Here is an 18347-nt window from a genome sequence, read left to right as displayed (position 1 = left end):
GCGCCGCACCGCTTCGTCGCGGCCACCGGCGCCGCACTGCATGCCGTCGCGGCCATCGCGACGGCATTCGTGGGGCTGCCCCTGGCGCTGCTGCCGCCATGCGTGTGATCCGGGCGTCGAGGGCGCCTGGCCGCGGCGGCCGGTGCGCTGCTGCTGTGGGCGCCGCAGACCTGCGCGCAAGTTGCTGCGCGGGCAGCACGCCGGCTCGAAGCCGTTTCATGGTTGCTGCCCTGCACGCGGGCCGCGGCGCCGGACTGGCCACGGCATTGCTCGCACCCGTCGCGGCGAGTGCGCACAGCCCCTCTGCCGCCGATGCGCCCCTGTGGCTGGCGCAAGGCCTGTTCGCGCTGGCCTGGCTGGCCTACGGTTCAGGCGCGTTGCGGCGCCGCCCAAGCGGGCCGCGGCAGTTCGCATTCCATGCCGTCATGCTGATCGCCGGCCTGGCGCTGTTCGGTCCGCTCGACGACTGGGCGGCCTCCAGCACCGCGCTGCACATGGTGCAGCACATGCTCCTGCTGGTGGTGGTCGCACCGCTGGCCGTACTGGCTGGCCCGCTGCCGCAGTGGCGTGCCGCCTTCGGCGGCTGGGCCGATGCCTTCTGGCGCGCCCTCCTGCGCCTGGGCCGGCGACCGATGGCCTGCGCCACTCTGCAGGCAGCGGCCCTGTGGGTCTGGCATGCGCCGGGGCCTTACATGGCCGCGCTCGACCACACCGGCCTGCATGTGCTCGAACACGCGTGCTTCCTGTTCAGCGGCTGGCTGTTCTGGTGGTCGGTGCTGCGCCCGGGCCGCTATGGCGCACTGCAGGCGGCGCTGGCCCTGCTGTTCACCACGATGCACACCGGCCTGCTCGGCGCCCTGCTCACCTTCGCGCCGCGTCCGCTGTACTGGCGCGAATCGACGGCGCTGTGGGATCAGCAACTGGCCGGGCTGGTGATGTGGGTGCCCGGCGGCATGGTGTATCTGCTGGCGGCAGGCTGGGCCTTGTACCGCTGGTTGTCGGGCATGGAGCGGGGCGATGCACGGAGCGAGACCAGCACGCCGGACGCCACGCGCGACCTGCCCGGCCCGGCGTGAGCGTACAGGTCGGCCTCGCCGGCCTTCTCCGGCAGTACACCGCATACCAACAAGATAGCGCATCACCTCGTAGAGCAAATATCCTTCCGGCCGGGCCGGAGCGGCGCGCGCCCTTGACGCCGGACAAGCCGGCTGCTACTTGCCCAGCAGCACCGCGCCTTCGCCGGCCAGCGCCTCGATCTCCGCATCCGACCAGGCGTATTCGCGAAGGATCTCGCGGCTGTGCTCGCCAAGCATGGGTGCGGGCCGGCGCACCGAGCCCGGCGTTTCGCTGAACTTGATCGGCAAGCCCAGCGCACGCATGTGGCCGGCCTTGGGATGGTCGAGCTCGACCACCATTTCGCGCGCCAGCGTCTGCGGGTCATTGACCATGTCGGCGATGGAATTGATCGGCCCGGCCGGGATGCCGGCGGCATCGAAGTCGTGCAGCCACTCGCGCGTGCCGCGCCGCTTCAGCAGCTCGCCGAGGATGCCGGTGAGCGCCGACAGATTCGCCATGCGCGCGGTGTTGGTGACGAAACGCGTATCGGCAATCAGCTCCGGTGCGCCGACCAGTTGTGCGATGCGCTCCCAGTTCGACTGGTTGGCGCCGCCGATGTTGATCCAGCCGTCCTTCGTGGGAAAGGCCTGGTAGGGCGCGGTGAGGATGTGCGCCGAGCCGCTGGGGCCGGCCGACACGCCGGTGGCGAAATAGATCGCCGACTGCCAGAACGTCTGGTGGATGCCGGCCTCCATCAGCGAGGTGTCGACGAGCTGGCCTTCGCCGGTCTTGAGGCGGTGCACATAGGCGGAGACGATGCCAAGCGCGGCGAGGATGCCGGCGTTGATGTCGGCAATCGGGCTGCCCGATTTCACGGGTGGGCCGCCCGGCTCGCCGGTGATGCTCATGAGTCCCGAGACGCCCTGGGCGATGAGGTCGAAGCCGCCCTTGTCGGCATACGGGCCGCTGCGGCCGTAGCCGGAGATCGAGCAGTAGATCAGCGCCGGGTTAATGGCGCGCAGCGCTTCGTAGCCGATGCCCAGCTTGTCGAGCGCGCCGCGGCGGTAGTTCTCGGTCAGCACGTCGGCGCCGGCCACCATGCGCTTGACGACTTCCTTGCCGCCGTCGGTCTTGAGGTTGACGGCGATCGAGCGCTTGTTGCGGTTCATCACCATGAAGGCCGCCGACTCGCCATTGATCTGCGGTTCGGCGTAGCGGCGCGTGTCGTCACCGCCGGGAAGTTTTTCGACCTTGATGACGTCCGCACCCATGTCGGCGAGCAAGGTGCCGCAGGTCGGGCCGGCCATGATCTGCGCAAGCTCGAGCACTTTTACGCCGGCGAGCGGGCCTTTGTTGACGGAGTCGGTCATGGCAACGGAGGTTCCGGAAGGATCGGGAGATCGGGGTATGCGGCGAGCCGGCGAATCATGCACGCGGCTTGCCGACTGGGCGCGGTGCGCTCGCGCGGCGGCGCAAGCTCAGCGGCCTTCGAATGCCGGCTTGGTCTTCTTCAGGAACGCCTGATAACCAATGCGGAAATCTTCAGTGTCGTAGCAGCGAAAACCTTCGTCGAGCTGTGCCTCGGTGAGCGGCGCGCCGGACTCGATCTCGCGCGCGAACTGCTTGTGCCAACGGGCAACGAGCGGCGCGCCCTGGGCAATGCGCCTGGCCGTGGCGTAGGCCTCGGCGGCCACCTGCTCGTCGGCAACCACGCGGTTGACCAGGCGTTTGTCCAATGCCTCCCGCGCGTCGAACACCCGGCCTTCAAGCAGGATTTCCATCGCGACCGCGCGACCCGCCAGCTTGATCAGCGCGCCCATCTCCGCATGCGCCATCACCAGGCCGAGCTGATTGATCGGCACGCCGAAGCGGCTCGACTCGCCGCAGATGCGCAGGTCGCACAGCGCAGCGATCTCCAGCCCGCCGCCGACGCAGATGCCCTGGATCAGCGCCACGGTCGGGTGCCGGCAATCGGCGATCGCGGACAGCGCGCCGTGCAGCACCTTGCCGTAGGCCTTGCCCTGCTCGAAGTTGCTGCGCTCCGTCTGGAATTCCGAGATGTCGTTGCCCGGCGCGAACGACTTGCCGCCGGCACCGCGCAGCACCACGCAGCGCACGGCCTCATCCGCGGAAAGCTCGCGCATCGCCTGGCCCAGGCGCTGCCACATCGGCTTGGTCAGCGCGTTGAGCTTCTCGGGCCGGTTGAGGACGACGGTGGCGATGGCGCCGTCGCGCTCGATCAGGATGTGTTCGTTCATCGCAGACTCCGCATGTCGCATCAGCGGTAGAAGTACTCGACCGGCGCCATGACGATCCCTGGCGCATAGGTCACCAGCATCAGCACTGCCAGCAGCACGCCGATGAAGGGCAGGTTCACCCGACTCACCGCCCAGATGTCGGCCTTGGCGATCGAGCACGAGGCCATCAGCACGCTGGCCACCGGCGGCGTCTGCTGGCCAATGCCCAGGTTGAGCGTGACGATCAGGCCGAAGTGCACCGGGTCGATGCCCACCGCGTTGACCAGCGGCATGACGATCGGCACCACCAAAATGATGGCCGCGGCTGAATGCAGGAACAGGCCGATGAGCAGGAAGAACACGTTGAGCAGGCCCAGCACCGCATAGCGGTTGTCGGTGATCGACGACATCCAGGCGGCAAGCTGCTGCGGCATCTGCTGCTCGGTGAGGTACACGCCGAGCAGGGCCGAGGCGGCGACCAGCAGCATCACGGTGGCGGTCTGCGTCGCGCCTTCGATCATCGAGGCGTAGAGGTGCTTGAAGTCGAGCTCGCGGTAGATCACGCCGCCGATGAAGAGTGCCGCCGCCACGGCCAGCGCCGCGCCTTCGGTGGCGGTGACCACGCCGCCGAAGATGCCGCCGAGGATGATGATCGGCAGCAGGAAGGCCCAGGCCGCGTCCTTGAAGGTCTTGCGCACGTTGGCCCAGGCGAACGCCTCTTCCACGGGGTAGTTGTAGCGCCGCGCGTACCAGTAGGCCAGCGCCATCATGCCCAGGCCGCCGAGCACGCCGGGAATGATGCCGGCCACGAAGATCTGCACCACCGAGGCATCGGCCATCACCGCGTACAGGATCATCGGGATCGAGGGCGGGATGATCACCGCCAGCGTCGCCGACGAGGAGGTGATGGCCGCGGCGAACTCCTTCGGATAGCCGCGCTTCTTCATTGCCGGGATCAGGATCGAGCCCATCGCGGCGACGTCCGCCACCGCCGAACCCGAGATCTCGGCGAAGAACATCGAGGTGCCGATATTGACCATCGCCAGCCCGCCCTTGACGAAGCCGAACAGCGCCGAGGCGAAGGCGATCAGCCGGCGCGACAGGCTCGACGAGTTCATGATCGCGCCGGCCAGGATGAACAGCGGAATGGCCAGCAGCGGAAAGCTCGTGGCGCCGGAGAACATGACGATGGCGGCGTTGAGCAGCGAATCCATGCCGCCCGAGAACACCATCGCCCCCATCGCGACGACGCCCAGCGCCACCGCGATCGGCACGTTGAACAGGATCAGGCCCACCAGGGCCAGGAACATGAAGGCGACGATCATTGCAGCGCCTCGGCGACGGCCTTCTGCTCGGCATCGACGATGCCGCCGCCCCGCGCCTGCTGCAGCACTTCCGGCAGGCTCAGCAACTGGGCGATGATGAACAGCGCCCCGCCGATCGGGATGACCGACTGCGTGAGCTGCGTCGGCACGTTCGGCAGGCTGACCATGGTGTCGCCCTCCAGGATGCGCAGCACCTCGAAGCCGTAGAAGGTGAGCAGGCCGAAGAAGCCGATCACGCAGACCTCGCCGAACAGCACCGCCGGCACCCGCCACTGCGGCGGCATGGCGTTGACCATGCCGGGGAATCCGATGTGCGCGCGCTTGAGCGCGGCCAGCGCGGCGCCGTAGTAGGTGAGCCAGGCCAGCATGATCGAGGCCCCCTCGTCGTACCAGACGATCGCGATGCCCAGCTTGCGGCAGACCACGCCGACCAGGATCATCACGGCCAGGCTGCCGAGCAGGAAGATGACGAAGGCGGTCAGCGCCTTGTCGAAGGAATTGCGGAGGGAGTCGAACACGATGCGGCGTTTTCCGTGAAGGCAGACAGAGGGCTTTGCTCACCGGCCCCCGACACGCAGTGCGGGGGCCGGGGAAGGATTACATGCCCTTGCCGAGTGCGATGGCCTTGTCGACCAGCTTGCCGCCGGCCGGCACTTCCTTGCCGAAGTCCTCATAGACCGACTTGCTGGCTTCGATGAAGGCGTCCTTGTCGGCCTCGTTGACCTGCATGCCACCGGCCTTGAGCTTGGCCAGCAGGTCGTCGTCGAGCTTGGCGGCCTGCTCGTACACGTAGGCCTGCGTTTCCTTGGCGGTCTTCTCGAGGATGGCGCGAACGTCGGCCGGCAGCGACTTCCACTTGTTCGCGCCGATGGCCAGATAGGCGGGGGTGTAGACGTGGCCGGTCAGCGACAGGTGCTTCTGCACTTCCTGGAACTTCGACGAATAGATCTGCGTGAGCGGGTTCTCCTGGCCGTCCATCACGCCCGTCTGCAGCGCCACGAACACTTCCGACAAAGCCATCGGCGACGGGTTCGCACCGTAGGCCTGGAACATCTTCACGCGCCATTTGCCCTGCGGCACGCGCAGTTTCATGCCGCCCAGGTCGGCCGGCTTGACGATGGGCTTGCCGCTGGTGGTGATGTGCCGAAAGCCGTTCTCCCACACCGCCAGCAGCTTGTAGCCCTTGTCCTCGGCCATCGGCGCCAGCGTTGGCCACACGACGTCCTTCTCGATCTTCTGCATGTGCTCGCGGTTCTTCACGAGGTAAGGCATCTCGAACATGCCGAAGGCATCGACCTCAGAAGACATCACGGTGGAAGGCAGCGAGAACTCCAGCGTGCCCAGGCGGAGCTTTTGCATCATCTCGCGGTCGCCGCCGAGCTGGCTGGAGCCGAACACCACCACCTTGGCCTTGTCGCCCAGCGCCGCGTTGGCGCGGCGCGCGAACTCGTTGGCCGACAGCTCGAACAGCGAGCCGGGGCCGCCCACGTGACCGAGTTTCAATTCCGTCTGCGCCTGGGCGGGTAGGGTGAAACTGCCGGCGATCAGCATCGCGCACGCTGCAAGGGTCTTTCTCATGGTTTGTCTCCTGGTCGAGGGGCTGGGGCCGGCTCGGGGTGCAGCCGGTTCGTCGTGAAGAGGGGCCTCGGTCGGGCGTTGACGCTCGAAGAGGATGCGTTCTTGCATGCTGTCGTCCGGTCGCGCCGCGGCGCTCTCGACTCAGGCCGCCGCGAGCAGCGGCTGCTGCTGCGGATGCGCGGCGAAGTGGTCCATCGCGGCCTGCACGCCGCTTGCGGCGAGCTTGACGCCGGCGAGCTTGAGCCCCATCTCGCAGCCGGCCAGCGCCGCCATCAAGGTGAGGTCGTTGCAGTCGCCGAGATGGCCGATGCGGAACATGCGGCCCTTGAGCTTGCCCAGGCCAGTGCCCAGCGAAAGATCGAAGCGCTGGTGAATGAGCTTGCGCAGCGCGTCGGCATCGACGCCCACGGGCGTGACCACGCCGGTGAGCACCGGCGAATACACGGCCGGATCGGCACACTGGATCGGCAGGCCCCAGGCACGAACCGCTGCACGCACACCCTCGCCCCAGCGCCGGTGGCGCGCGAACACTGCCTCCAACCCGCCGGTGGCCGGATCGAGCAGCAGGTCGAGCGCTTCGGAAAGACCGTAGAGCAGGTTGGTGTTGGGCGTGGTCGGCCAGTAGCCGGTCCGGTTCATCTCGAAGATTTCGTCCCAGGCCCAGAAGGCCTTGGGCAGTGCCGCCGTCTTGCTGGCCGCCAGCGCCTTGGCCGAGACGGCGTTGAAGCTGATGCCCGGCGGCAGCATGAGGCCCTTCTGCGAGCCGCTGATGGACACATCGATGCCCCATTCGTCATGGCGGTAGTCGGCGCTCGCCAGGCCTGAGATGGTGTCGACCAGCAGCAGTGCCGGGTGCGCGGCGGCATCGAGAGCGCGGCGCACGGCAGGGACGTCGGAGGTGACGCCGGTGGAGGTCTCGTTGTGCACCACGCACACGGCCTTGATGGCATGCGCGGAGTCGGCGCGCAGGCGCTGCTCGATCAGCTCGGCCTGCACGCCGCGCCGCCAACTGTTGGGCAGACCGGTCTCCGCATCAAGGCCCGGTAGTGCGATGAACTCCGGCTTCAAACCGAGACGCAACGCCAGCTTTTGCCACAGCGCGGCGAACTGCCCGCCGTCGTACATGAGCACCGCATCGCCCGGGCTCAGCGTGTTGACCAGCGCCGCTTCCCAAGCGCCCGTGCCCGAGGCGGGATAGATCGCCACCGGCCCGCGCGTCTGAAACACCTGACCGATTCCGGCGAGTACCTTCAGGCCGAGCTGCGCGAATTCGGGCCCGCGGTGGTCGATGGTGGGCAGACTCATCGCCCGCAGGATGCGATCGGGCACCGGGCTGGGGCCGGGAATCTGCAGAAAATGGCGGCCGCTGGGATGGTGGTCGAGCGCGATCATGAACGTCTCCGTGAAGGCGGCCAGTTTTGCATACAAAGCATTGCTGTCAAGAGGGCGGACCTGTAGTGTTCGGGTTTGACCGGGTGCTTTTTTGAATACAAAATATGCCGGCACAAAGGAAGTCAATGGCCGACATCGTGGCGATCCCGGGTCAGGTGCTGCACCAGCAGGTGGCGGTGCGGCTGCGCCAACGCATCGTCGAAGGCGAGATCGCGCCAGGCGCAAAGCTCAACGAACGCGAGCTGTGCGAGCAGCTGCAGGTCTCGCGCACGCCGTTGCGCGAAGCGGTCCGCATGCTGGCCGCCGAAGGCCTTGTCGAGCTGCTGCCCAACCGCGGCGCCGTGGCCACCCAGCTTTCGGAGCAGGACGTGGCCGACACCTTCGAGGTCATCGCCGGCCTGGAGGCGCAGTCGGGCGAACTCGCCGCACAGCGCATCGATGCCATCCAGCTGGCCGAAATACGGGCGCTGCACTACGAAATGCTCGCAGCACACACGCGGCGCGACCTGTCCACCTACTACCGGCTCAATGCGCTGATCCACAACGCCATGAACGCGGCCGCCGGCAATGCCGTGCTCACGCACACCTACCGCACCGTCAACGCGCGCCTGCAGGCCCTGCGCTTTCGCTCCAACTTCGACGAGCGCAAGTGGCTGCACGCGGTGCAAGAGCATGAGCGGATGGTCGAGATGCTGAGCACGCGCGACGCCGCCGGGCTGCGCTCACTGATGGTTCAGCACCTGATGCACAAGCGCGATGCGGTGCTCGAATTGATGCGCACCGGCGCCGAGCCCACTGCCAAGGCAGCAAGCGCGCGGGCACCGCGCAAGGCGCGCGCATGAACGCGCCGTTGCCGACGCAGGCTCAGAGCGGGCCGGCTCCTGCCTCCCCCGCCGCCCAACGCACGAGCCCCGGCACGGCCGAAGCCGCCGAGCTGGCCCGCCGCCTGGCCGTGGAGACGCAGGGCGAGGTGCTCTTCGATGCGGCCTCGCGCGGCCGTTACGCGACCGACGCATCGATCTATCAGGCCCTGCCTGTGGGCGTGTTCGTGCCGAAGACGCCGCAGGACGTCGCCATCGCGATCGTCATCGCCCGCTCCCTGAACGCGCCCCTGCTGCCGCGCGGCGGCGGCACGTCGCAATGCGGCCAGACAACCGGCACGGCGCTGGTCATCGACACCAGCAAGTACCTGCGCCGGCTGCTCGCCGTCGATCGCGAGGCGATGACAGCGCAGGTCGAGCCCGGCCTGGTGCTCGACCACCTCAATGCCGAACTCAAGCGCCACGGCCTGTGGTTCCCGGTCGATGTCTCGACCAGCGCACAGGCCACGCTCGGCGGCATGGCCGGCAACAACTCCTGCGGCTCGCGCTCCATCGCCTACGGCAACATGGTGCACAACGTGCTGGGCATCGATGCGTGGCTCGCCGACGGCAGGGAGGTCTCGTTCGGTCCGCTCGCCACGCTCGGCCCCACGGAGCGCCGGATCGCCGGCTTCCTGCGCGGCCTGGCCGAGCAGCACGCCGCCGAAATCGACGCGCTGTGGCCCAAGGTGATGCGCCGCGTGGGCGGCTACAACCTCGACATCTTCCGGCCGCAAAGCGAACGGCCCTACACCGGCGACGGCAGCGTCAACCTGGCGCATCTGCTGGTCGGGGCCGAGGGCACGCTGGCCTTCACCCGCTCGCTCAAGCTCAAGCTCAGTCCGCTCCCCCGAGCCAAGCTGCTGGGCGTCGTCAACTTCCCCAGCTTTCACGCGGCGATGGATTCGGCGCAGCACATCGTCAAGCTGCAGCCGACCGCGGTGGAGCTGGTCGATCGCACGATGATCGAGCTCTCGCGGGAGAACCCGGCTTTCCGGCCGACCATCGATGCCGCGCTCATCGGCGCGCCCGACGCGATCCTGCTGGTCGAGTTCAGCGGTGAAGACAAGGCCGCGCTGCTGCCCAAGCTTGCGCAATTGGGTGAGCTGATGGGCGACCTGGGCCTGCCCGGCAGCGTGGTCGAGCTGCGCGAGGACGCGGCGCAAAAGGCGCTGTGGGAGGTGCGCAAGGCGGGCCTCAACATCATGATGAGCCTCAAGGGCGACGGCAAGCCGGTCAGCTTCATCGAGGACTGCGCAGTGCCGCTCGAGCATCTGGCCGAGTACACCGACGCGCTCACCGAAGTGTTCGCCCGCCACGGCTCGCGCGGCACCTGGTATGCCCACGCCTCGGTCGGCACGCTGCACGTGCGGCCCATCCTCGACATGCGCCGGGGCGGAGCGACGGGCGGCGCCGCCAAGATGCGCTCCATCGCCGAGGAAGCCGCCGCGCTGGTGCGCAAGTACAAGGGCGCCTACAGCGGCGAGCACGGCGACGGCCTGTGCCGCGGCGAGTGGATCCGCTGGCAGTTCGGCCCCAAGATCGACGAGGCCTTCCGCGCCATCAAGCAGCATCTCGATCCCGGCAAGCTGATGAACCCCGGCAAGATCGTCGATCCGCCGAAGATGGACGACTCCAGCCTGTTCCGCTACCCGCCCGGCTATCGGACGATCCCGCTTAAGCCGGTGTTCGACTGGTCGGTCTGGAACGTGCAGAACGATCCCGTCACCGAGAAGACCACCGCGCCAGGCACCGGCGGCGACAACACGGGCGGCCTCGCCAAGGCCGTCGAGATGTGCAACAACAACGGCCACTGCCGCAAGTTCGACGCCGGCACCATGTGCCCCAGCTTTCGCGTCACGCGCGACGAAGTCCACAGCACCCGCGGCCGAGCCAACACCCTGCGCCTGGCCCTGTCCGGCCAGCTTCTCCCCTCCGCCGGGCCATTGCTCCCCTCCCTCTCGGAGGGAGGGGCTGGGGGAGGGAGCAGCCCTGTCCGCCTCGACCCCCAGGTCGAGGGCGGTTTCACCAGCGAAGCGGTGAAACAAGCCCTCGACCTTTGCGTGGGCTGCAAGGGTTGCAAGCGCGACTGTCCGACCGGCGTGGACATGGCGAAGATGAAGCTCGAGTTCGCCGCGCAGTACCGCGCGCGGCACGGCTCGCGCCTGAAAGACCGGCTCGTCGCCGCACTGCCAGAGCTGGCACACTGGGCCGACCGCGCACCCTGGCTCGCCAACCTGCGCGACCGCCTGCCCGGCGGGGCGCGCCTGAGCGAGCGCTGGCTCGGCCTTGCGGCCAAGCGCCGCCTGCCGCAATTCCGCCGCGACAGCTTCTGGCGGCGCGCGCCCTCGCTGCCGATCGCCACTCGCGAGGAAGCGCTTGCCGCCGAGAAGGCCGTGGTGCTGTTCGTCGATACCTTCAACGGCAGTTTCGAAACCGAGAACGCGCTGGCGGCATTGCAGGTGCTGCGTGCCGCCGGTTACGCGGTGCACGTCACGCACAAGTCGGGCGGCCATCACTGCTGCGGACGCACCTACCTCGCCGCGGGCATGGTCGATGAGGCGAAAGTCAAGGCGCGCGAACTGCTCGATGCCCTGCTGCCCTTCGCGCAGCGCGGCATCGCCATCGTCGGCCTGGAGCCCTCCTGCCTGCTCACGCTGCGCGACGAGTTCCTGGTCATGGGCCTGGGCGAAGCGGCCGCCGTGGTGGCCGGCCAGGCGCTGCTGCTCGAAGAGTTCATCGCACGCGAAGTGCGTGCCGGCCGCTTCAAGGTGAGCCTGCGGCCCGCCACCCAGGCCATGCTCGTGCATGGCCACTGCCACCAGAAGGCGTTCGGCGCCATGCCGCCGGTGCTCGAAGTGCTGCAGCTGATTCCGGGCGCCGAGCCGCAACTGATCGAAAGCTCCTGTTGCGGCATGGCCGGCAGCTTCGGCTACGAGGCCGAGCACCATGCCGTGTCGATGCAGATGGCAGAACTTTCCCTGCTGCCTGCGGTGCGCGCCGCGCCCGAAGCACTGATCGTCGCCGATGGAACCAGCTGCCGCCACCAGATTCAAGACGGCGCACAGCGCAGTGCGCTGCACGTCGCACGCGTGCTTGCGGATCATCTGCTGGAGCCCTCGCAGGCGTCCACTTGAATGCGCCCAACCCCGGGCCGTTGCTTACGTAGTTCCCGGCATGGTTCGCACGAGCGAGGGTCTTAGCATGGCCCCGTCACTCAACGACTTGCTGAAGGAGCACCCTCCATGAACCGCTTGCTGATTGCCTCTGCCCTGGCCCTCGCCGCCACCGGCGCACTTGCCGAATACCCGGAAAAGCCCATCACCATCATCGTGCCGTTCTCGGCCGGCGGCCCGACCGACAAGGTCGCGCGCGATTTCGCCGAGGCCATGCGCACGCCCCTGGGCGGCGCCACCATCGTCATCGAAAACGTCGCTGGTGCCGGCGGCACGCTCGGCGCCACCCGCACCGCCAAGGCCACGCCGGACGGCTACACGCTCCTGCTGCATCACATCGGCATGGCGACCGCGCCCGGCCTGTACCGCAACATCCAGTACAAGGTTCCCGATTTCGAGCACCTGGGCCTCATCAACGAAGTGCCGATGACCCTGATCGGTCGGCCCACCCTGCCCGCCAACAACTACGCTGAACTGACCAAGTGGCTCAAGGCCAACGAGGGCAAGATCAACCTTGCCAACGCCGGCCTGGGTGCGGCATCGCACTTGTGCGGTCTGATGTTCCAAAAGACGCTCGGGATCGACATGCAGACCGTGCCCTACAAGGGGACCGCCCCGGCGCTGACCGACCTCATCGGCGGCCAGGTCGACATCATGTGCGACCAGACCACCAACACCACGCCGCAGATTGCCGGCGGCAAGGTCAAGGCCTTCGCAGTGACCACCCCCAAGCGTCTGACCACCGAGGTGCTTGCCAAGCTGCCCACGCTCGACGAATCGGGCATGAAGGGCTTCAACGTCAGCATCTGGCACGGTCTGTACGCTCCCCAGGGAACGCCCAAGGCGGTGGTCGACAAGCTCAATGCCGCGTTGAAGGTCGCGCTCAAGGATCCGGAGTTCATCAAGCGAGAAGAGGCGCTTGGCGCCGTCATCGTGGCCGATGAGCGCACCAGCCCGGCTGAGCACCGCAAGTGGGTCGAGTCCGAGACCGCCAAGTGGGTCCCGGTCATCAAGGCCGCTGGCCAGTACGCTGACTGATACCGCCTGCCGGCCGATCCCGCCCGGCTGACCGCCAGCGGGACCGGCTGACAAGCCGCGCAGCTTCGGCTGCCGCAAAGTTTTCGTCGCTCCTCGTTCCTTCGAGCCGCTCTTCGAGTGGCTCTTTTTATGTCCGGAGCTTTCGTCAGGCGCTAGCCGCGCGCGCCTGACGCCAAGGGAATCGAGCGGGGACGACTCGTGCGGCACGGCGGGCCGCTCACGGCGGCGCACCGGCGGCCAGCGCACTGCGCAATGCAGCGCTGGCGCGCAAGCCGCCGACCTCGAGGCCGCTCCAGTTGAGCATCGTGGTTTCGCTGAACGCGCGCATGAACGTCCGTTCGTCGTCGTTCAGCGGTACCAGCACCTCGATGGCTGCGGCCATCACCACCTCGGCAGCGCGGACGGTGCTGCCGTCGTCGATCTTCAGCGCCACGCCCAGGCCGCGCTCCGGCAGTGCGGCGCAATACACGCCCTCGGCACCCACCTTGACGAAGGCGCGCGCGCCCAGCCGCTGCATGACCAGCGTGTCGAAGCGACCGGTGCCGGCGACCATGAAGGGGTGCGCCGCGACCGCCGCTCGCAGTCTTTGCGCAGCCCAGGCCCGCTCCGGCGCCAGCCCGGTGCCGGTGCCCAGGCGGGCGAAGCCGAGGGCGAGCGCGCGCAGTGCGATGCCGTAGGTGGGGATCGAGCAGCCGTCGGTCCCGCGGGGTGCGCGGTCGAGGTCGGCGCCGGTGATGCCCGCCAGGGTAGCGGTGATCTCGCGCATCAGCGGATGCTCCGGCGAAACGTAGCCGCCGAGCCAGCTACGCGGCTCGTGCCCCGCATCGGAGGCCATCACGCAGGCCAGGCACACAAAGCCGGCATGCTTGCCGGAGCAGTTGTTGTGCAGCGCATTCGGCCGCTCGCCGCGCGCCGCCAGATCCCGCTGGGCGCTCTCGAGCGCCGGCCAGTGAACGCCGCATTCGAGCACGCCGGCGCCCTGCCCCACGCTGGCGAGCATGTCGGCCGCAACCCGCGTGTGATCCGGCTCGCCGTTGTGCGAGGCGCAGGCCAGCGCGAGCGCCTCGTCGCCGAGCCGCAGGCGATCGGCCGCACCGCTTTCCACCAGCGCCAGCGCCTGCAGCGCCTTGACGGCGGAACGCGGGAAGATCGGCCGCGTGGTGTCGCCGAGCGAGCAGGCAATGGTGCCGTCCGCATCGAGCACCGCCAGTGCGCCGCGGTGGGCCGACTCGACCGCGCCGCCGCGCATCACTTCCACCAGCACAGGGTTGGTCGTCGTCATGGCCTGACCTCTTCATTGGCGATCACGAGCGGGACGGTGACCGGACCGTCGTTCACCAGGTGCACCTGCATGTCGGCGCCGAACGCCCCGGTTTCGACGAGCGGATGGCGTTCCCGCGCGTACGCCACGACGCGATCGTAGAGCCGGCGGCCCAATGCTGCCGGCGCAGCGCGAGTGAAACTGGGTCGGTTGCCGGCGCGCGTGTCGGCGGCGAGCGTGAACTGCGAGACGATGAGCAGTCCGCCGGCCGGCTCGCCGCCCGGACCGCGCAGTTGCTGCACGCTGCGGTTCATCTTGCCGGCCTCATCGGCAAAGATGCGCAGCTTCAGGCACTTGTCGACCAGCCGCTCGGCTTGTGCGTCGCCATCGCCGATCTCGGCGCAGACCAGCACCAGCAGCCCGGGACCGATCGCGCCGACCACCCGGCCATCGATCTCGACTTTCGCCTCTCGCACCCGCTGCAGCAGGGCGATCACGGCTTCGGTTCCGTGAATTCCTCGGCCTGCTGCGCCTCGACGTCGAGCGGCAGCATCTGGATCGACACCCGCAGCCCCGGCACCTCACTGAGGAGCGCCAGCTCGACCGCGCCGCGCAGGGTCGCGGCGCGGCCCAGCGACCAGCCGGTGGGCATATGCATGTGCAGGTCGACGAAACGGCGCTGGCCCGCGCGCCGCGTCACCAGATGGTCGAAGCGGATCGGAGGATCGGCGAACCGCGCCAGGGTGCAATCGATGCGGTCCCGCACATCGGGCTCGACCGCACTGTCCATCAGCCCTTCGACCGAACGGCGCACCAGGTGCCCGCCTTCGCGCAGGATGTTCAGGGCGACTGCGATCGCCAGCAGCGGATCCAGCCAGAGCCAGCCGGTGGCCATGACGCCAAGCAGGCCGACCACCACGCCGCAGGTGGTCCAGACGTCGGTGAACAAGTGGCGGGCATCGGCCTCCAGCACGATGGAGCGGTGCTCGCGCGCGCCGACGAGCATGCGCCAGGCCAGCAGGCCGTTCAGGGCGGCGCTGACGAGCGACAGCACCAAGCCCAGCCCGAGCGCCTGCAGCGGCTGGGGCGCCATCCAGCGGAAGGTGGCGGCCCACACAATGGCGACCGCCGCGCCGACGATCAGAAGGCCCTCGAAGCCGCTCGAGAAGTACTCCGCCTTGCTGTGGCCCGAGGGATGATCGGCGTCGGCAGGACGCTGCGCAATCGTCACCATGGCCAGCGCGAAGCCGGCCGAGGCCAGGTTGACCAGGGACTCCATCGCGTCCGACAGCAGCCCGACCGAACCGGTGATCCACCACGCCCCGAATTTCAGCGCGATGGTGGCCAGCGCCACCGCGATCGCCCAGCGCAGAAGGCTGTGCACTTGCATCGCCGGCCTTGCGATGTGGTGACTCAGCCGGAGCGAAGGGACAACGCGGCGATCGATGCCGGCCGGCGAGCGGCCCGAGCCGGCTGAACGACCACCTTCCCGCTCGCAGGTGCCTCGCTGCGCAACGGCTGCCGCGCCCGGCGGCGCGGGCGAGGGATGAGCCGCTTCACGAGAGCAGCACCCGCGCGAACTTGCGCTTGCCGACCTGCACGACATAGGTGCCGGCCGCCAGCTTCAGGGCCTTGTCGCTCACCGCGCTGCCGTCGATGCGCACGCCGCCCTGCTCCACCAGCCGCAGCGCCTCGCTGGTGGAGGGCGCCAGCCCGGCCTGCTTGAGCACAGTGCCGATCGCCAATGGAGCGCCGAGGAGCCGGCGCTCGTCGATCTGATCGGGCACGCCGCCCCGCGCGCGGTTCTGGAAGTCCTGTTCGGCTGCGTCAGCCGCCGAAGTGCCGTGAAAGCGTGCTGTCAGCTCCTTGGCGAGCATCACCTTGGCGTCCTTCGGGTTGCGGCCGCCGACGACCTCGGCCTTCAGCCCGGCGATGTCGGCCTCGCTGCGCAAACTCAGCAAGGTGAAGTACTTCCACATCATCTCGTCGTTGATCGACAGCAGCTTGGCGAACATGCTGTTGGCGGGCTCGGTGATGCCGATGTAGTTGTTCTTGCTCTTCGACATCTTCAAGGCGCCGTCGAGGCCCTCCAGCAACGGCATGGTGAGGATGCACTGCGGCTCCTGGCCGTATTCCGCCTGCAGGTGGCGGCCGACGAGCAGGTTGAATTTCTGGTCGGTGCCGCCGAGTTCGAGATCGCTTCTCAAGGCCACGGAATCGTAGCCTTGCATCAGCGGGTAGAGGAACTCGTGCACGCTGATCGGGGTGCCGGCCTCGAGGCGGTCGTGGAAGTCGTTGCGCTCCATCATCCTTGCCACGGTATAGCGCGAGGCCAGCTCGATCAGGCCGCGCGCACCGAGCGGGTCGCTCCACTCGGAGTTGTAGCGGATCTCGGTTTTCGAAGGCTCAAGGACGAGGCTGGCCTGCCGATAGTAGGTTTGCGCATTGGCCTCGATCTGCTCCCGATTCAGGGGGGGGCGGGTGGCGTTGCGCCCGGAAGGGTCGCCGATCATCGAGGTGAAATCGCCGATCAGAAAAACGACTTGGTGGCCGAGATCCTGAAGTTGGCGCAGCTTGTTAAGGACGACGGTGTGGCCGAGGTGAATGTCCGGAGCCGTGGGGTCGAGACCCAGCTTGATGCGCAGTGGCATGCCCGTTGCTTCAGAACGAGCGAGCTTGCGCAGCCAGTCCTCTCGAGGCAGTAATTCGTCGCAGCCTCTTAGGCTGATTGCCATGGCCGCAAGCACCTGTTCCGTGACCGGAAAACGAGCGTCGGAAGGGGGTGTCGCAATGCCGCGTGAAGCAGGAACCCGAGCAGCGGGGAGGGTCATAGAGGCGGTTTTCAGGTTTCCGCAGCGGCTCTGCTGGGCGCCGCCACTACAATCGCGTGTCAGCGCAGTGACGAAGATTCTAGGGGAGGCCCTGTTCCCCGCCGTTACAGCTCACACATCCACATACCGCCCTGCGGCGCCGTACGGCGTTCGCGGTGGCGCATTTCGGGATCGCCGGCTTTGAACACCTCCTCATACGTTCAGCGCTTTATCCGGCGCACCGACGCCCTGTTGCAACGCCACCCCCGCCGTCTTACCGCCGTTGTCATCGCCCTCCTGCTGGGCACGGGCGTCACTGCCTTCGGTGTGGTCCCGCTGGCGCCGGACGCCGCCGACCTTCCGCGCAGCATCGTGACGCAGAGCATCATGCCTGCGGCACTCGACGCGCAGTTGCAAGCACTGGAAACGCACGCGCTCGAGCTCTACCGCAACGACCTGACACGCAGCAGCGACACCGCAGACAGCCTCCTGCGCCGCCTGGGCGTGGACGATCCGCAAGCCGCTGCCTTCTTGCGCACCGACGCCATCGCGCGCCGCCTGCTCGAGGGCCGTGCCGGCAAGATGGTGCAGGTACTGACCCACGAGGGCCGGCTCTCGCAGTTGGTGGCCCGCTCGCCGGCAGAGTCCGATGCGCAGTTCAGCACGCACTTCACCCGCCTGACCCTCACCCGGGACGCGCTCGGGCTCAAGACCCTCAGCGAGCAAGTGCCGCTGGCCAGCGAAGCCAAGTTGGGCTCGGGCACGATCCAGACCTCCTTGTTCGCCGCGGCCGATGAATCACGGCTTCCGGAGCCGGTGACGGCGCAGTTGGCCGAACTGTTTTCCACCGACATCGATTTCCGGCGAGAGCTGCGCCGCGGCGATACCTTCACGGTGCTTTACGAGGCACTCACCGCCGATGGCGAGCCGATCACCTGGAATCAGGCCTCCGGCCGCGTGCTGGCGGCCGAATTCGTCAATGCCGGCGAAGTGCATGACGCAGTCTGGTTTCAGGAGCCCGGACCCGGCGGCAAACCCAAGGGCGGCTATTTCGGATTGGACGGGCGCAGCAAGAACCGCATGTTCCTGCCCTCGCCGATGGCCTTCTCGCGCGTGACCTCCGGCTTCAAGATGCGCTTTCATCCGATCCTGAAAAGCTGGCGCGCCCATCTGGGCGTGGACTACGGCGCACCGACCGGCACGCCGGTCCGCACCGTGGGCGCCGGTGTGGTCGACTTCGCGGGCCGCCAGGGCGGCTACGGCAACATCGTCATCATCAAGCACGCCGGCGACCGCGAAACACGCTACGCGCACCTGAGCCAGATGAGCGTGCGTCGTGGCCAAAAGGTCGAACAAGGCGAGCGGATTGGCGCGGTCGGTGCGACGGGCTGGGCCACGGGCCCGCACCTGCACTTCGAGTTTCGCGTTCGCGGCGAGCATGTCGATCCGATGACGATTGCGCGCAAGTCCGAAGCCCTGACCCTGTCGCCGGCGTCGCGCAGCCGTTTCGCCGAAGTGGCCGAGGCGGCGCGTGTGCATCTCGCCGCAGCTCCTGCCCTCGCCGAGGCTTCCTTCGAGTGATGCGCTGGATGCCGCTGCGACCGGCCCGCTGCG

15 protein-coding genes are annotated in these 18347 nt (G+C 68.0%); 5 read left to right on the top strand and 10 right to left on the bottom strand.

The features are described 5' to 3' along the window. Nucleotides 1-218: 218 nt before the first annotated feature. Nucleotides 219-1076 carry a cytochrome c oxidase assembly protein gene (locus H0W40_RS08165; RefSeq protein ID WP_292445178.1) on the top strand — a complete coding sequence of 286 codons (858 nt, stop codon included), beginning with the start codon at nucleotides 219-221 and terminating at the stop codon, nucleotides 1074-1076. A gap of 135 nt (nucleotides 1077-1211) precedes the next feature. On the opposite strand, the gene H0W40_RS08160 is transcribed toward H0W40_RS08165, so the two are convergent. The 6 genes from H0W40_RS08160 to H0W40_RS08135 all read right to left on the bottom strand — a co-directional run bounded on the left by H0W40_RS08160 (nucleotide 1212) and on the right by H0W40_RS08135 (nucleotide 7588). After that, the gene (locus tag H0W40_RS08160) at nucleotides 1212-2426 is read right to left on the bottom strand and encodes a CoA transferase (protein WP_292445177.1); all 1215 of its coding nucleotides are present in this window, start codon (nucleotides 2424-2426) and stop codon (nucleotides 1212-1214) included. Between the two features lie 108 nt (nucleotides 2427-2534). Continuing rightward, nucleotides 2535-3314, bottom strand: coding sequence for an enoyl-CoA hydratase-related protein (locus H0W40_RS08155; RefSeq protein ID WP_292445176.1), 780 nt, complete (start codon nucleotides 3312-3314; stop codon nucleotides 2535-2537). 20 nt (nucleotides 3315-3334) lie between these two features. Further along, on the bottom strand, nucleotides 3335-4618 hold the full coding sequence (locus tag H0W40_RS08150; RefSeq protein ID WP_292445174.1) for a TRAP transporter large permease: 1284 nt from the start codon (nucleotides 4616-4618) through the stop codon (nucleotides 3335-3337). Beyond that, a complete protein-coding gene (locus H0W40_RS08145; protein ID WP_292445173.1) occupies nucleotides 4615-5136 on the bottom strand; it encodes a TRAP transporter small permease in 522 nt (173 codons plus the stop codon). Before H0W40_RS08145 ends, H0W40_RS08150 begins: the two co-directional genes overlap by 4 nt. A gap of 79 nt (nucleotides 5137-5215) precedes the next feature. Beyond that, complete coding sequence (locus H0W40_RS08140) at nucleotides 5216-6196, bottom strand: TRAP transporter substrate-binding protein (protein WP_292445171.1); 981 nt, start codon at nucleotides 6194-6196, stop codon at nucleotides 5216-5218. A 141-nt stretch (nucleotides 6197-6337) separates the two neighbouring features. Next, the gene (locus H0W40_RS08135; RefSeq protein WP_292445169.1) at nucleotides 6338-7588 is read right to left on the bottom strand and encodes an aminotransferase class V-fold PLP-dependent enzyme; all 1251 of its coding nucleotides are present in this window, start codon (nucleotides 7586-7588) and stop codon (nucleotides 6338-6340) included. A 125-nt stretch (nucleotides 7589-7713) separates the two neighbouring features. On the opposite strand from H0W40_RS08135, the gene H0W40_RS08130 reads away from it, so the two are divergent. The 3 genes from H0W40_RS08130 (at nucleotide 7714) to H0W40_RS08120 (ending at nucleotide 12662) form a co-directional block, all read left to right on the top strand. Next, the gene (locus H0W40_RS08130; protein WP_292445166.1) at nucleotides 7714-8430 is read left to right on the top strand and encodes a GntR family transcriptional regulator; all 717 of its coding nucleotides are present in this window, start codon (nucleotides 7714-7716) and stop codon (nucleotides 8428-8430) included. After that, nucleotides 8427-11585 (top strand): FAD-binding oxidoreductase, encoded by a 3159-nt coding sequence (locus tag H0W40_RS08125; protein WP_292445164.1) that lies wholly within the window; start codon nucleotides 8427-8429, stop codon nucleotides 11583-11585. Before H0W40_RS08130 ends, H0W40_RS08125 begins: the two co-directional genes overlap by 4 nt. A gap of 108 nt (nucleotides 11586-11693) precedes the next feature. Then, nucleotides 11694-12662: a tripartite tricarboxylate transporter substrate-binding protein gene (locus H0W40_RS08120; RefSeq protein ID WP_292445163.1), complete on the top strand. Its 969-nt coding sequence runs from the start codon at nucleotides 11694-11696 to the stop codon at nucleotides 12660-12662. A gap of 217 nt (nucleotides 12663-12879) precedes the next feature. On the opposite strand, the gene H0W40_RS08115 is transcribed toward H0W40_RS08120, so the two are convergent. The 4 genes from H0W40_RS08115 to tyrS form a co-directional block, all read right to left on the bottom strand. Further along, nucleotides 12880-13944 carry an asparaginase gene (locus H0W40_RS08115; RefSeq protein WP_292445160.1) on the bottom strand — a complete coding sequence of 355 codons (1065 nt, stop codon included), beginning with the start codon at nucleotides 13942-13944 and terminating at the stop codon, nucleotides 12880-12882. Then, the gene (gene dtd, locus H0W40_RS08110) at nucleotides 13941-14420 is read right to left on the bottom strand and encodes a D-aminoacyl-tRNA deacylase (protein ID WP_292445159.1); all 480 of its coding nucleotides are present in this window, start codon (nucleotides 14418-14420) and stop codon (nucleotides 13941-13943) included. Before dtd ends, H0W40_RS08115 begins: the two co-directional genes overlap by 4 nt. Beyond that, a complete protein-coding gene (locus H0W40_RS08105) occupies nucleotides 14417-15313 on the bottom strand; it encodes a cation diffusion facilitator family transporter (RefSeq protein ID WP_292445156.1) in 897 nt (298 codons plus the stop codon). Before H0W40_RS08105 ends, dtd begins: the two co-directional genes overlap by 4 nt. A 166-nt stretch (nucleotides 15314-15479) precedes the next feature. Continuing rightward, on the bottom strand, nucleotides 15480-16658 hold the full coding sequence (tyrS, locus tag H0W40_RS08100; protein ID WP_292445155.1) for a tyrosine--tRNA ligase: 1179 nt from the start codon (nucleotides 16656-16658) through the stop codon (nucleotides 15480-15482). Nucleotides 16659-16934: 276 nt separating this feature from the next. On the opposite strand from tyrS, the gene H0W40_RS08095 reads away from it, so the two are divergent. Next, nucleotides 16935-18314: a M23 family metallopeptidase gene (locus H0W40_RS08095; protein WP_292445153.1), complete on the top strand. Its 1380-nt coding sequence runs from the start codon at nucleotides 16935-16937 to the stop codon at nucleotides 18312-18314. Nucleotides 18315-18347 lie beyond the last annotated feature (33 nt).

It is taken from the genome of Methylibium sp., from assembly GCF_013817345.1.
Lineage (GTDB): Bacteria > Pseudomonadota > Gammaproteobacteria > Burkholderiales > Burkholderiaceae_C > Methylibium.
This window is presented reverse-complemented; position numbering and strand designations above follow the sequence as displayed.